This window comes from Niallia sp. 01092 (genome assembly GCF_052318935.1).
Classification (GTDB): domain Bacteria; phylum Bacillota; class Bacilli; order Bacillales; family Cytobacillaceae; genus Niallia.
Genome location: NZ_JBQRKO010000011.1, coordinates 121,048 through 135,569 on the forward strand (window position 1 = coordinate 121,048; position 14,522 = coordinate 135,569).

Genomic DNA, 14,522 nt, shown 5'->3' on the forward strand with positions numbered 1-14,522 from the left:
CAATACTTATCTAATGGCTGTTTTCGTATAGAGTGTTGCTTTTAAACCCGCAGCCCGAATACACTTCGTCCGTTTAGCGAGCGTCGAGCCTCCTCGTCGCATACGCTCCTGTGGGGTCTCGTCTTTCTCGCATTCCCACAGGAGTCTACGTGTATTCAGTCTGCTGAGTACTTCTTCTCCCATTTTTTTACGTATAAAACAACAAACTTTGAGAAAACAGCTTATCTAATTTGTATTCTCCATATTATAGAGGAAATCCTGTGAAACCGAGCAATAATTCCGCCAAATAGGTAGGCTATTGATGAAATTGAAAAGAGAGTGCTTATATGCAGACTCAAAAAAAACGAAGGTGGGGCATTTTTGTTTTGTGTCCTACCTTCTTTTTTTATCGTCAGGAAATTATAAACGAAATGGGATTGTGGATAACTTGGCGGTAGTGTCCGCATCCAGCTTCGACGTACAGGACGTACTAGTGCCGATGTTGCCACAGGACGTGGCGCCTTTAATCGGCCAGCGCCTAGCTCTTGTGAAAAATAACCCCATGCCTCTAAAAGTAAAAAGCACTTTTTGAGTCATGTGAACATTTTTCTTCAGAGCTGTTCAAGGCGCTTGCGCTTTTGTTCGTACTATCCGTTAACGATTGTTCCACCATTTACATGAATTACTTGTCCGCTTACATAAGCAGCGTCTTCACTTGCTAAGTAAACATATGCTGGCGCTAGTTCATTCGGTTGCCCTGCCCGGCCAAATGGTGTATCAGCACCGAATGTTGACACTTTTCCGCTGTCAAATGTCGATGGAATTAATGGCGTCCATATAGGTCCAGGGGCTACACCATTTACACGAATCCCTTGTTTGGCAAGTGATTGAGATAAAGAACGAGTAAAGGATGTAATAGCTCCTTTTGTAGAAGCATAATCAAGCAGTGTATCATTTCCTTTATAAGCAGTAATAGAGGTGGTATTGATAATGCTGTCTCCTGTATTTAGATGAGGCAGTGCTGCTTTGGATAAATAAAACATCGAAAAAATATTCGTACGGAATGTTTTTTGCAGCTGCTCCGCTGTGATATCGAGCAAGCTTTGCTGTGGATGCTGTTCTGCTGCATTATTTACTAAAATATTTATGGTGCTAAATTCAGTGATAGTCTTTTCGACAACGGATTTGCAGAAATTCTCATCCCCTATATCACCAGCAAGCACTAAGCATTTTACGCCTTCTGCTTCCACTAACTGTTTTGTTTTTTTAGCATCGTCATGTTCATTTAAATAAACGATGACAATATTTGCTCCTTCCTTTGCAAAATAAATGCTGACAGAGCGGCCGATTCCGCTATCGCCGCCTGTAATAATGGCAATTTTTCCTTGCAGCTTGCCAGAACCTTTATAATTTGGATTTACTTCTACAGGTGCAGGATTCATTTCTGTTTGGATGCCAGGTTGGTGATTCTGATGTTGTGGGGGAAACGTTTGATTTTGATTGTTGCTCATTTTTTTCACTCCTTTTCGTTTTCCTATTTAATTATTTTCTCCTTGAAAAAATAATTAAACATGGAAAAATAAGGGTTTGAAAAAGATATAAAAAACTCTCCCATGTTAAAAAAGGAGAGTTCATAGAAAAGAATTCGTAATCAGCCTGAAATACTTTATTAGCGGTAATTAACAAATTGAACATCGACTGTAATTTTAGATTCTCTTACAGTAGCGATAATACTTTGAAGATCATCGCGGCTTTTTGCTGTAACACGAATTTGATCATCCTGTAATTGGCTTTTTACTTTTAAACCGCTGTTTTTAATAAGCATGTTGATAATTTTTGCATTGTCTTTATCGATTCCTTGCACAAGCTTCGCACGCTGACGAACGGTGCCGCCTGATGCACCTTCCACTTTGCTGTAATCAAGGTTTTTAATAGGAATTCCACGCTTAATCATTTTACTGATTAATACATCTTTTAATTGTTCTAGTTTATACTCATCATCAGAAACTAGTACTAGTTCTTCTTTATCGAGTGTAATATCACTTTTGCTTCCTTTAAAATCATAACGGTTTTGAATTTCCTTTTTCGCAATTTGAATCGCATTGGCAACTTCCGCCATATCTACTTTTGATACAATATCAAATGAGCTTTCTTTCGCCATCATTTACCTCCTGTTTGGCAGGGCCATCTCTGCTAGAGAGAACGGCCCCCATTTCTTTTATGTTTGTATTATAGTAAAATATAGCAGTTGTCACAACTATGTGTATTTTTGCAATGAAAATAGATGGATTTATCAAGGAGGACAAAACAGTGTCTTTAAGAGATTATATAGGGCAAGAAGTAGTAGCAACCGTTGTTAGAGAAGCATCATTCGGATATTTTTTACAAGTGGAAGCTGGAGAGGAAGATATTCTGCTTCATTTTAACGAAACAGATACAAAATGGGAAATAGGGGATGATGTCCGCGTATTTGTTTATACAGACTCGCAAGGAAGAGCATGCTCTAGTACGGTTATTCCAACGATTGCAGTTGGTAAATACGATTGGGTAAAGGTTACAGATATCAAATCAGGAGTAGGCTGTTTTTTTGATATCGGTTTAAAAAAAGATATGCTGCTTGGGGAAGATGATCTTCCTGTCCATGATGATATATGGCCCGAAGTTGGTGATATGCTTTATATTACATTAAAAGTAAACCGTAATAACTTCTTATATGTAAAGCCTGCAACAGATCCAGTGATAGAAAGCATTTCCACAAAAGCGGTAAGAAAAGATTTTAACAAGAATATTCACGGTCATATTTACCGCACGGCAAAGGTAGGAAGCTGGATTTATACAGCAGAAGGTTTTAAAGGGTTTATCCATGAAACAGAGCGAGGCAGAGAGCCAAGACTAGGCGAAAAAGTAAATGGAAGAATTATTGATGTCAAAGAAGATGGGACAATCAATGTATCGTTATTGCCAAGAAAAGAAGAAGCATTAGATGTCGATGCGAAAAATATTCTAGATTATTTAGAAATGAGAAAAGGTGCGATGCCTTATGGCGACAAAAGCATGCCAGAAGATATTCAAGAACGATTTGGCATAAGTAAAGGCTCTTTTAAACGTGCACTAGGAAAGTTAATGAAAGAAAATAAAGTGTATCAAGAAGAAGGCTGGACTTATCTTAAAAAAGATTGATGGACGAAGAAAGTGAAACCAGCTTTTCCAACAAGAAGCACCATAAAAAACAAATGCGCAAGCGCCTTGAACAGCTCTGAAGAAAAATGTTCACATGACTCAAAAAGTGCTTTTTACTTTTAGAGGCATGGGTTATTTTTCACAAGAGCTAGGCGCTGGCCGATTAAAGGCGCCACGTCTGTGGCAACATCGGCACTAGTACGTCCTGTACGTCGAAGCTGGATGCGGACACAACCGCCAAGTTATCCACAATCTCATTTCATTTATAATTTCCTGGTGTATGAAATAATCTTTTTAGACACAAAAAAGCCCCAGTGACTGTGTTACGATTGAAGTACTTAACCAAGTTTACTCAATCACCCACCCGACAAGGAGGACATAGTCAATGAGACTACTTAATGGTAAACAAGGATTAAGAAGAAGTCAATTCGCACAAGAAATTCGTGGTGCTAATTTAGAAAAAGTTTTACTGGTTTCAATCGATGTTTCAAAGGTACTACAAAAAGCAATGATTTTGAATTACTACGGAGAAGTGTTCGAAGCCCCCTTCTCGTTTATGGTTAGCCAAACAGGAATAAAGCACCTTTTGGATAAAATAGAGAACACCAAGATCTCCTGTGAAGCAGAAAGAGTGTTTATTGGAATAGAAGCAACTGGTCATTATTATGAAGACATTGTTCGCATCCTAACGAAGGAGGGCTATTCTGTTCACATTATCAACCCTGCTTCTACACACGAGGAACGGAAACAACATCTTACTTATACCAAAACAGATGATATAGATCTTTATTTAATTGCGGAAGCCTTAATTGGTAATAAAGCGACAAATGCTAAACTGACGACAGGAGTTTATAAACAGCTTCAACACCTTACCAGGGCTCGAAGAAGCGAAATCAATAAGCGTTCTCGAATGAAAGTAGAGATTCGTTCCATCCATGATCACATTTTTCGTGAGTACCAAGGCTTTAGCGTATTGGTAGACAAAAAATAAAGACTAGAAAAATCTTTAGTGACTTTTGGGGAAAAGCAAGTTTACATCTTTTAACTCACTTCCCACATGCTTCTCAACTATTAGAGCTAGGAGAGACAGGGTTACGCAGATTATCTAAAGAACACAATTTAAAAATACGAAAAACAACGATTGAAAAACTTCTCTACGCAGCCAGTAAAAGTGTTTCTAAACCCCTTGAGGATGTTTCTAGCGAGCTCTATATCTTAAAACAAAAACTTAGGGATTACGAATGGCATACCCAAAACATTAAAGCTTACGAACAAGAAATAGAGCGTATTTTCATCCAAACAGAGGGCTTGCTTCTTCTAACCGTTCCAGGTATTGGCCTTGTAACAGCTGCCGAGATCTATTGTGAAATGGGAGATCTCTCGCATTATACAAGTGCTAGTCAGCTTATTAAAAAAGCAGGGACGAATCCAACCATAAAGCAATCTGGATCAGAAGATGGTTAACACTCTTTCCGTCCACAACGATACACTCAAACCTTTTTATACTCGTTTAAAAGAAAAAGGGAAAAGAGCTGGAAAAATATATATCGCTATGGGAAACAAGTTCATCAGAATAGCTTTTGCGATGCTAAAAAAACAAAAACCATTTGAATGTAATAACGCAAGCTTTCATTACAAACAGGAAATGATGAAAAAGCTAACACTTCCGATTTCAGCTTAAAAAACATAAAACAAATAGACGCCATTCTTTTGGTTCGAGTGGAGATCGTATCTAATTTCCTGAGGCCTCTGACCTCGATGTCTAGCTTTATCCCACTCGTCCTGTAAATGCGGATTAGTACGTTAATTTTAATTTGTACTCTATGCCAGAATGCATCCATGCAGACCAAGAAGCGAGTGTATACCCATTTTCTGAATCAAGAAAATGGCGTCTATTTTATAAGAAACTTGGTTAATTGTTACTTGTAAAAAAAGGAAATTACAGTAAGTGTGTTTAAGTTACCCAAAAAACTTGAAAAAGTATTTGACATTGTACGCTAGACGATGAAAAAGCTGCACTCCAATTGAAACAATTGGAGTGCAGCTTTAAGTAATTTTTTTAAACAGATTATTTTCATGATGACGCTGATGTTATTATAAATGATCTGTTTTTTTGCTGTATTGGTGCTTCCCTTTTTGGCGATTTTTTTCTCGCATCATATTCTTTTCATGACGCAATGCATTTTTATCTTTCGCTTTTTTATCATTATCAGAAGTATGTGGCATGAAAATACTCCTTTCATTGTTCTGCTTTATTATAAGGTGAACAATATTAGTATGGTTGGAAAGCGACTAGAATATGTACGAATGCTTTATCCTGTACTATTCTGCCGTTTGATTTAAAAAGAACAAAGCAATCGTTCCTGCACCAGTATGGGAACCAATAGCAGCTCCAATCGATGAAATATATACATCATTAGGATGAAACTTTTCATTTATCATGTCTTTTAACTCGAGTGCCGTTTTTTCGTCGTCAGCATGACTGATGGCAACCGTTTGATTCGAAAGGTTTGTTCCTCTTTCTTCCATTAGCTCCAGCATTCGACGAATTAGTTTTTTCTTTCCGCGAATTTTTTCTAAAGGAACAAGCTTGCCGTCTTCTACATGAAGAAGCGGTTTGATTTGTAAAAGGCCTCCTATAAATGCAGAAGCTTTGGAAACACGTCCGCCTTGTGCTAAATAATCCAAATCTTCCACTGTAAATAAATGCTCCATATGGTTGCAATAAAATTGCAGAGTTGGAATAACTTCTGTCAGCTTTTTGAAAAGGCTTCGTTGTTTAACAGCTTCTTGAACGATTAATCCGCATCCTAAAGAAGCGCATTTACTGTCTAGGATGGTCAATTCCAGGTCAGGATAGTCTTCCTTCACTTGTTCATATACCATCACTGCTGTTTGGTAAGTACCTGATAATTGGGAAGAAAAAGCGATGTATATGCCTGATTCTTTGTTTTCTGCCATTGCTGTAAATACTTCTTTAAAAACATTTGGTGAAACTTGTGATGTTTTTGGTATTTGTCCATTTCGAATAGCATCATAAACAGTTTCGGGCGTAATCGTTTTTAAATCCTCATATTCTTCTTCAGCGAGATAGACCTTTAATGGAAAAAGGGTAACATCATTTTCTTCATAATAGTTTAAAGGTAAATCACAAGCACTGTCAGCCATGATTTTAAACGTCATCATTGTTCATCCTCTTTCTTGAATATTTAAAAAACAATTCGTATCGTTAACTTTATGATATATTGATTGCTGGTATGTATGTTTGCTATGTGATTGTTGAAAAATAGGTGCATACATAGTGTATATTTTTTGGGTTGAAAAAACAACGAATAGGAAAAGCAATATAGTAAAAATTACTATAAATGGAGGATTAATATGTATTGGTTGCCGTTCAAAAAATTAAGTGTTGTTATTATGGGGGCATTGTTGAATGCCATTGCGATGAATTGTTTTTTAATTCCAGCAGACGTTTATGCTAGTGGCTTCGCAGGTGTTGCCCAGCTTATCGCCAGAATTACACCATTATCAACAGGGATTTTACTCTTTCTTTTAAACATACCTGTTGCCATATTAGGATGGATGAAAGTAGGGAAATCATTCACCTTATATAGTTTTTTAAGTGTAGTTTTTATGTCCTTTTTTCTTGAAATAATACCAGTGAATGCCTATGCAGACGATATCTTGTTAAATGCTGTTTTTGGCGGTGTTATTTCAGCAGTAGGAGTTGGATTTACATTGAAATGGGGGGCTTCATCCGGTGGGATGGATATTGTAGCGATGATCCTTTCGAGGGTACAAGATAAGCCTGTTGGCACATACTTTTTTACACTAAACAGCATCATTATTTTAACGGCAGGCTATTTATATGGATGGGAAAAAGCATTGTATACACTAGTTACTTTATATGCAGCAACAAGGGTGATTGATGCTATTCATACACGACATCAAAAACTGACTGTTATGATTGTGACGAAAAAATCAGATGAATTAAAAATAGCCATTCATGAAAAGCTAGTTAGAGGAATTACGATGATTCCTGCTAAGGGAGCTTTTTCCAATGAAGAACGGAATATGATGATGATTGTCATCACTCGTTATGAGTTATTTGATTTAGAACGTATTATAAAAGAAGTAGATCCTAATGCGTTTACTAATATTGTGCAAACAACAGCGATTTTTGGTTTTTTCAGAAAAGAGTAGATTTGAGGTGTTTTTTTAGTGAAGCGAGTTTGTATAATCGTTGCCGTTTTGTTATACTGTTTCTCTTTTTTCGGTGATGTTCAAGCAAAAGGAAGTACAAGTATACGTTTTTCCGTCAACGCATTGCCTAGAACAGATGAAGTGGAAATGCAAGTAAAAGTAAGCAATCTCAGCGATCAACCTAAAAAATTACGATTTGCTTCCTCCCAGAAATATGAAATTGTCATTAAATCGGAAAACGGAGAAGAAGTATTCAGATACTCTCTTCATAAAGATTTCTTACAGGCTATTCAGAATAAGACGATTAATCCGCATGAAACGTATGTATGGAAAGAAATATGGGATTACAAATGCGAGGGGGAAAAAGTAGAGCCAGGCGACTACTCTATAGAAGCTGCATTTATTCCGATGTTAAATAATCCGAAAGATAGTATTAAGGCATTCTCAACAGTTGCTGTTCCAGAAGAAAATATGGTGTATAAAAACATAAAAGTGATAGGAACGAAAGGAGTTTATACGGTAACAGGAATTGCTAATACAGCAAATAAACTGCTATACACGGTAGAAGATGGCCATTATGAGCTGCTTTCCAACCAAGTAGTAGAAAAATCTGCAGATGGGTATTTTCGCATACATATTAAGATTCCTAAGGCAGACCTTCCAATGAACGGAACACTTATTTTATATATTATTGAGCAAGCGGAAAATTATACGAAACCATTTCCGGTGAAGTTAGAGGTTTTCCCATCATAATGCTGCAGATAAAACAAAAAGCTCCACTTACAGTAATGCAATGATTACTGTAAGTGGAGCTACAGGCTGTTGAAAAACGTTCGCTCTCTTCGTCACTCCCATTTTTTGCGATGCTCATTACCAGGTAAAAGTGGATGAATGACTAAATATACAACGTCCTGTTGCAACGTCGTTCTGACTAACTTCCTGTTAGCCGCCGCTTCTCAAAAAGGGTCGTTCCTCGATAGACAAACGTTTTCATTCAGCCTGAAAATTTTGTTGCAATCTTACTTTTACGATAAGCTGCCTTCACTTTGTTCCAGTTCTTTTTGCAGCTGTGCTAATTGTTGTTGTTCAGCACTAGTTGTATTGGCATATGCTGAACTAATTGCATTTTTGGCTTTTGCAATTAAATCTTGAACATCTTGTCCTTGAGCGGACTTCACTGATTCAACTGCTTCTCTTGCTTCTTGAAATAGTCTATTTCCCATTTATATTCCTCCATGAGCAGATTCCTTCACATTGGCCATTTTATAACTTTCTGCTTCTGCATAGGTCATGTGATAAGGGATACGTTCAGCATGCTTAGATACAGAGTCTACACCCTTTTGTACAAAGCGTTTTGATTTATTACGTTTTCCTCCCATAGGTAATCCCTCCAAATATAAGTGGTATGAACAGTAATAAAAGTAATAAAGATTATTACTGTTCTCCTATAGTATGGAACAAGCATAAAGGATTTAATGGCGGTAAAGTTAACCACTTTCATTACATAGCTTTTAAATTTAACGCTTCGTTTAAATAAACAGCAATGCCATCTTCTTCATTGCTTAGAGTAACTTCATTGGCGAGAGATTTTAGTTGACTTATGCCATTGCTCATCGCAATTCCTTTTCCTGCATATTCAATCATTTCAAAATCATTATCCTCGTCCCCGAAAGCAATAATATTTTGTTGTGGAATTTGATAATAGTCGGACACTTTTTTTAATCCAACCGCTTTATTTAGGCCAGATTTTACAATTTCAATCACGTGAAACGGATCAGCCCAGCGGCGGTGGTCGATTAAATCAGCATGTACATCTGATAAATGATTGCGAATATTTTTAACATGTTCTTCTTCTGTATGAATTAATAAACATGTAGGAGCAGCTTCTAAAAAATTAAGAAGATTTCCGGTTGTTGTTCTCGGATTTCCTAATGAAAAAATATCAATTAGCTTCTCATCATGATAATGAAAGTACACGTCATCAATTACTTCTGCTACAATATTGTGGAAAGAAAAATCATGACATGCTTCAACAATGTTTTTTGCCGTTTTCATTTCTAACGGAGAATGGTAAAAGCCCCAGTTTTTATCTTTTGGATGATGAATAAATGCCCCATTAAAGTTAACGATAGGTGTATCTAAATTTAATTCTTTGTAGATAGCTTCACTTGCACGATAAGGTCTCCCGGTAGCAATCATCACAATATGTCCGGCTTCCCGTGCTTTTTGAATAACATTTTTGGTTAGGGGAGAAATCGTTTTATCATTTTTTAATAATGTTCCATCAAGGTCAAGTGCTATTAAATGTTTTTCTGTCATAGTTTCTCCTTCTTGTATGGTTATAATAGTATTAGTTATAAGTGGTTGTTTAAAAAGTCACCACATGATATGTGATGAATCTCTTCGGTGGCTTGCTTTTAACTTGTTGTTCCCTTTTGCATTATAAGGGCAAAATTTAGAAAAATTAAACACTTCATGATACACTTAATTTACTATCCAATACATACATATAAAATTTTATTATAATATATGCATCATTTCTAGCTTATTTCTGTAAAGGTTTGTTAAATGGGTTAAATATACATCTATCCAACATATTGACGAGTTTTATAAACAGAAAATGCATCGTATTATATATGGTAACCTATTTTTATGATTTTTCAAAAAAATAAGAGTTGAAGGTGTTTCTTTGATGATTGTTATTGAAAAAGTATTTGTAAATGAAATTCCGTTATTACATATTATGAAAAAGAAATATTACGACCAAAAACTTCCTTTCATCTTGTTTATTCATGGCTTTACGAATGCAAAAGAGGATAATCTTTATATTGCATACAACTTAGCGGAAAAGGGATTCCGAGTTGTTTTGCCTGATTGCTTATACCATGGAGAACGAGACGAAGGATATAGAAACATGGATTTGGATATTCGCTTTTGGGATATTGTATTAAAGACAATTGATGAAATTCAAATGATTAAAGATTATTTTAAAGAAAAAGGATTAGTGAATAATAATCATATTGGACTAGTTGGTGCGAGTATGGGTGGCATTGTTACTTTAGGGGCGCTTAGAAAATATCCTTGGATCAATGCTGCAGTCAGTTTAATGGGTATGCCTTATTATCAGAAATTTACGCAATATAAAATCGACAAAGTGAAGAAAAGTGGCTATCAACTCCCCATTAAAGAGGAAGAGATTGCTCACTTAATCCGTCGTTTAGAGCAATGGGATTTAAGCGAAGCTCCGGAGACGTTAAATAATAGACCGTTAATGTTTTGGCATAGTAAACAAGATGAAATTGTTCCATATAATTATTCCTATCAATTTTTCGAAACAATAAAGCCTTTGTATGATAGAACACCCGAAAATCTTGTTTATATAAGTGATGAGAACTCGGGTCATAAAGTCAGCAAATTGGCGATGACAAAAACAGTGGATTGGTTTGCAACGCACCTACAACAAACTTAAAGGTGCAAAGGCTTTTATTTAAGATAAGAAAGCAAAAAATTTCGAACCTAGTTTAGTGTCTAGCTCCAGCGCCTAGCCCCTGTGAAAGATAACCTCTTGCCTCTAAAAGTAAAAAACACTTTTTGAGTCAAGAGAACATTTTTCTTCGGGGCTGAGCAAGGCGCCTGCGCTTTTCTTAACAGCAGGTAAATCTTGTTCTTTTTCATTGCCGCTTATTTTTGTTATGATAAGTACATTACTTATTATACATGTATTTAAAAGATGAAATTTAAAGGCTGTTTTCGTATAGATTGTTGCTTTTAAACTCGCAGGCTGAATGCACTTCGCTTTCCATGGGCGAGCGTCGAGCCTCCTCGTCGCATACGCTCCTGTGTGGTCTCGTCTTTCTCTCATTCCCATAGGAGTCTACGTGTATTCAGCCTGCTGAGTATTTCTTTTCCCATTTTGTATGTGAAAAACAACAAACTTTGAGAAAACAGCCAATTTAAAAATAATAAACGGGAGTGGTCTAAATGAATGAAGAGTTAAAAGAAAGCATTATGGGAGCACTAGAAATGGTTATTGACCCAGAGTTAGGGGTTGATATAGTAAATCTAGGTTTAATCTATGATTTAGAATTAAAAGAAGATGAGACGTTAGTTGTCACTATGACCTTAACAGCAATGGGTTGTCCTTTAGCAGGCGTCATTGTCGATCAAGTAAAATCCGCGCTTGCAGATATTCCAGAAATTAAAGATACGGAAGTAAATATTGTTTGGACTCCAGCATGGACAAAAGATAAAATGTCGCGTTATGCCAAAATCGCTTTAGGCGTTCAATAAAAATTACTATATTAGGTCATGCCTCACAATAAAATGGGGGAAGTGAGGCATGACCATATGTGACAATTGAAACTGCAAAACGATCGGGATTTTTATCAGAATATTTTTACTATTTTTATGATGAAAAAGTAGTATATGGATATATATAGCAAGTCTCTATATGGAGTTGAATAATAATGACAGCAACAGGAATAAAGGATAAATGGAATAGACCATTAAGAGATTTAAGAATAAGTGTAACAGATCAGTGTAATTTTCGTTGTCAGTATTGTATGCCTGCAGAAATTTTTGGACCAGACTACCCTTTTTTATCAAAAGAGGAGCTGCTCTCGTTTGATGAACTAGAAAGGTTGGCAAAACTATTTGTTTCATTAGGGGTAGAAAAAATCAGGCTGACTGGGGGAGAACCGCTGATGCGGAAAGATCTCCACATCTTAGTGAAAAAATTAACTGAAATTAAAGGTCTTCATGATATAGCACTAACAACCAATGGTATTTTCCTGCCGAAATATGCAAAAATGTTAAAAGAAGCAGGATTAAAAAGGGTAAATATAAGCATCGACAGCTTAAATGATGAGCTTTTTGGAAAAATTAACGGCAGGAATGTCGGCGTTGCACCAGTGAAAAAGGGAATTCAAGCAGCAAAACAGGCTGGACTTGGTGTGAAAATTAATATGGTTGTTAAAAAAGGGTTAAATGAGCAGGAAATCATTCCGATGGCAAAATACTGTAAAGCAGAGGGGCTTGAACTTCGGTTTATTGAATATATGGATGTTGGCAGTACAAATGGATGGAAAATGGATCAAGTAGTAACAAAAAAAGAAATGTACAGCGTTTTGCAGGAGCATTTTTCTTTAGTACCAACAGACGCAGATTATTATGGAGAAGTTGCTAAAAAGTATCGTTACGAAGATGAACCAATTCATGTTGGCTTTATTACATCCGTATCGGAATCTTTCTGTTCCAATTGTACAAGAGCCCGTCTCTCAGCAAATGGCAAGCTTTATACATGCCTATTTAATGGAAAAGGCCATGATATTCGAGATTATATGAGAGCAGGGGCGACGGATAAAGAATTAACGAACTATATTCAGGGCATCTGGGAAAAAAGAACAGACCGATATTCAGATGAACGAACAGAAGAAACAGCGGCAACCCGCAAAAAAATGGAAATGTCATATATTGGTGGATAAGCTGTGTTAACTTTAATGGGAAAAAAAGAACAATAGTGCTCAATTGATTGTTTTTTTCCTTAGAAAGGATGGAGTGTCTCCGCTCACACTGCTTTTATTAGGTTAGAATCTGCCGTTTCCTTGTTAGGTGGTGGGTTTTGTAACAAGATTGGAGGGAATAGACGAATGCTTGTTGAAAAAAGAACGCCAATTCAAATAGATGATGCTATTAAAAAAGTGATGGAATATAAAAAAGAGGGATTAAAGGAATTTGTCTCAATAGTGGAAAGCAACGGCCGCTATTTATGCGAAGATTTAACTGCAAGTCATGATGTGCCGCGTTTTGATCGTTCCGCATATGACGGTTTTGCCTTGCGTTCCATTGATACAATCGGCGCATCAACACAACAGCCAATTAGTTTAGAAGTGATCGACGAAATAGGTGCCGGTCAAGTTTGCCGCAAAAAAATTGGCAAAAATCAGGCGGTTCGTATTATGACAGGGGCGATGCTTCCAGCAGACTGTGATGCAGTCGTAATGTTTGAAAAGGTGTATGCTTATAAAAATAATCAGCATACGTACATTACGTTAACACATGGTCTTCAAAAAGGAGAAAATATTTCCTTTCAAGGAGAAGATGTCAAAAGTGGAACGGTATTAGTAAAAAAAGGTACAAAAATTAATCCAGGGATTTTAGCACTTTTAGCAACTTTTGGGTATGAGAAGGTGCCAGTTGCCAAAAAGCCTGTTGTTGGTGTTTTTGCAACTGGAACAGAACTGCTAGAAGTAGATGAAGAACTAGAAGAAGGAAAAATTAGAAATAGCAATGCCTACATGGTAATGGCTCAAGTTGAAAGAGCAGGTGCAACCCCTTTATATTTCGGAAAACTTGCAGATGTATTGGATACAAGCTATGAAGCGATACGTGAAGCGGTAAACAAGGTCGATTTATTGATCACTACGGGCGGGGTTTCCGTTGGAGATTATGATTTGCTTCCGGACATATACCAAAAGCTCGGGGCAGAAGTGCTTTTTAACAAAATAGCAATGCGGCCAGGAAGTGTGACAACAGTAGCACATTTTAATGGAAAAATGTTATTTGGTCTATCTGGGAATCCTTCTGCATGTTATGTCGGTTTTGAGTTATTTACAAATCCAATCATTAAATCGATGCTATATTCGCAAAAACCTCATTTGCAAATAGCAAAGGCTGTTTTAAAAGAAAATTTCTTAACCACTAATTCGTTTACGAGAATGATTAGAAGCAGAGTAACAACCGTCGACGGAATATTAGAAACAACTACAAGCGGTGTAGATAAATCGACCATTGTAAGCAGCCTTGCATTTGCCAATGCTTTAACCATTTTACCAGGCGGTGATAAAGGCTATAAAAAAGGAGAGCAAGTGAGGGTTATCCTGCTTGAAGAGGAATCTGGCAGCGAAAGTCCTTGGTGAAAAAAGAGAGGGGACATTTCCCCTTACAACAAGTAAGACTTTCCTTGTTAGCTTCATTATTCCTTGTTTTTATATACACTTAATTTCTCAAAGTTTGTTGTTTTTTACATAATACATTTGGAAAAGCGTTTCTTAGCAGTCTGCATACACGTAGACTTCTGTGGGAATGCGCGAAAGACAAAACCCCATAGGAGCGTATGCGTGGCCGCTGAGAAGTGTTTTATTATATAAATTATAGGTAAA

General features: G+C 36.7%; 16 protein-coding genes. 9 read left to right on the plus strand and 7 right to left on the minus strand.

Annotation, left to right across the window (positions count from 1 at the left end; translation table 11 throughout):
- Window positions 1–626 precede the first annotated feature (626 nt).
- Both ACTXGU_RS12440 and ACTXGU_RS12445 read right to left on the minus strand, forming a co-directional pair.
- A complete protein-coding gene (locus tag ACTXGU_RS12440; protein WP_443481840.1) occupies window positions 627–1,490 on the minus strand; it encodes an SDR family oxidoreductase in 864 nt (287 codons plus the stop codon).
- 158 nt (window positions 1,491–1,648) lie between these two features.
- Window positions 1,649–2,140, minus strand: coding sequence for a YajQ family cyclic di-GMP-binding protein (locus tag ACTXGU_RS12445; protein WP_443481841.1), 492 nt, complete (start codon window positions 2,138–2,140; stop codon window positions 1,649–1,651).
- Between the two features lie 149 nt (window positions 2,141–2,289).
- Between ACTXGU_RS12445 and ACTXGU_RS12450 the strand changes: the two genes are divergently transcribed.
- The 3 genes from ACTXGU_RS12450 (at window position 2,290) to ACTXGU_RS12460 (ending at window position 4,623) form a co-directional block, all read left to right on the plus strand.
- Entirely contained in the window at window positions 2,290–3,159 is an 870-nt protein-coding gene (locus tag ACTXGU_RS12450; RefSeq protein WP_443481842.1) for a CvfB family protein, read from the plus strand.
- 385 nt (window positions 3,160–3,544) lie between these two features.
- Window positions 3,545–4,150, plus strand: coding sequence for an IS110 family transposase (locus ACTXGU_RS12455; protein WP_443481843.1), 606 nt, complete (start codon window positions 3,545–3,547; stop codon window positions 4,148–4,150).
- A 317-nt stretch (window positions 4,151–4,467) separates the two neighbouring features.
- Entirely contained in the window at window positions 4,468–4,623 is a 156-nt protein-coding gene (locus tag ACTXGU_RS12460) for a transposase (RefSeq protein ID WP_443481844.1), read from the plus strand.
- A gap of 630 nt (window positions 4,624–5,253) precedes the next feature.
- Here the strand turns inward: ACTXGU_RS12460 and ACTXGU_RS12465 are convergent.
- Window positions 5,254–5,385 (minus strand): DUF3941 domain-containing protein, encoded by a 132-nt coding sequence (locus ACTXGU_RS12465; RefSeq protein WP_443481845.1) that lies wholly within the window; start codon window positions 5,383–5,385, stop codon window positions 5,254–5,256.
- Window positions 5,386–5,481: 96 nt separating this feature from the next.
- Complete coding sequence (locus ACTXGU_RS12470; protein WP_443481879.1) at window positions 5,482–6,342, minus strand: DegV family protein; 861 nt, start codon at window positions 6,340–6,342, stop codon at window positions 5,482–5,484.
- Between the two features lie 195 nt (window positions 6,343–6,537).
- On the opposite strand from ACTXGU_RS12470, the gene ACTXGU_RS12475 reads away from it, so the two are divergent.
- Window positions 6,538–7,362 (plus strand): YitT family protein, encoded by an 825-nt coding sequence (locus ACTXGU_RS12475; RefSeq protein ID WP_443481846.1) that lies wholly within the window; start codon window positions 6,538–6,540, stop codon window positions 7,360–7,362.
- A gap of 18 nt (window positions 7,363–7,380) precedes the next feature.
- Entirely contained in the window at window positions 7,381–8,115 is a 735-nt protein-coding gene (locus tag ACTXGU_RS12480; protein ID WP_443481847.1) for a BsuPI-related putative proteinase inhibitor, read from the plus strand.
- 272 nt (window positions 8,116–8,387) lie between these two features.
- On the opposite strand, the gene ACTXGU_RS12485 is transcribed toward ACTXGU_RS12480, so the two are convergent.
- The 3 genes from ACTXGU_RS12485 to ACTXGU_RS12495 form a co-directional block, all read right to left on the minus strand.
- On the minus strand, window positions 8,388–8,585 hold the full coding sequence (locus ACTXGU_RS12485) for a DUF3813 domain-containing protein (protein WP_443481848.1): 198 nt from the start codon (window positions 8,583–8,585) through the stop codon (window positions 8,388–8,390).
- The gene (locus ACTXGU_RS12490; RefSeq protein ID WP_443481849.1) at window positions 8,586–8,741 is read right to left on the minus strand and encodes a hypothetical protein; all 156 of its coding nucleotides are present in this window, start codon (window positions 8,739–8,741) and stop codon (window positions 8,586–8,588) included.
- 121 nt (window positions 8,742–8,862) lie between these two features.
- Window positions 8,863–9,681, minus strand: a complete 819-nt coding sequence (locus tag ACTXGU_RS12495) for a Cof-type HAD-IIB family hydrolase (RefSeq protein WP_443481850.1) — start codon at window positions 9,679–9,681, stop codon at window positions 8,863–8,865.
- A 373-nt stretch (window positions 9,682–10,054) separates the two neighbouring features.
- Here ACTXGU_RS12495 and ACTXGU_RS12500 point away from each other — a divergent pair, with 373 nt between their 5' ends.
- The 4 genes from ACTXGU_RS12500 (at window position 10,055) to ACTXGU_RS12515 (ending at window position 14,279) form a co-directional block, all read left to right on the plus strand.
- Window positions 10,055–10,831, plus strand: a complete 777-nt coding sequence (locus ACTXGU_RS12500) for an alpha/beta fold hydrolase (protein ID WP_443481851.1) — start codon at window positions 10,055–10,057, stop codon at window positions 10,829–10,831.
- A gap of 512 nt (window positions 10,832–11,343) precedes the next feature.
- Entirely contained in the window at window positions 11,344–11,652 is a 309-nt protein-coding gene (locus ACTXGU_RS12505; RefSeq protein WP_443481852.1) for a metal-sulfur cluster assembly factor, read from the plus strand.
- 176 nt (window positions 11,653–11,828) lie between these two features.
- A complete protein-coding gene (gene moaA / locus ACTXGU_RS12510) occupies window positions 11,829–12,845 on the plus strand; it encodes a GTP 3',8-cyclase MoaA (protein ID WP_443481853.1) in 1,017 nt (338 codons plus the stop codon).
- 165 nt (window positions 12,846–13,010) lie between these two features.
- Window positions 13,011–14,279, plus strand: coding sequence for a molybdopterin molybdotransferase MoeA (locus ACTXGU_RS12515; RefSeq protein WP_443481854.1), 1,269 nt, complete (start codon window positions 13,011–13,013; stop codon window positions 14,277–14,279).
- Window positions 14,280–14,522 lie beyond the last annotated feature (243 nt).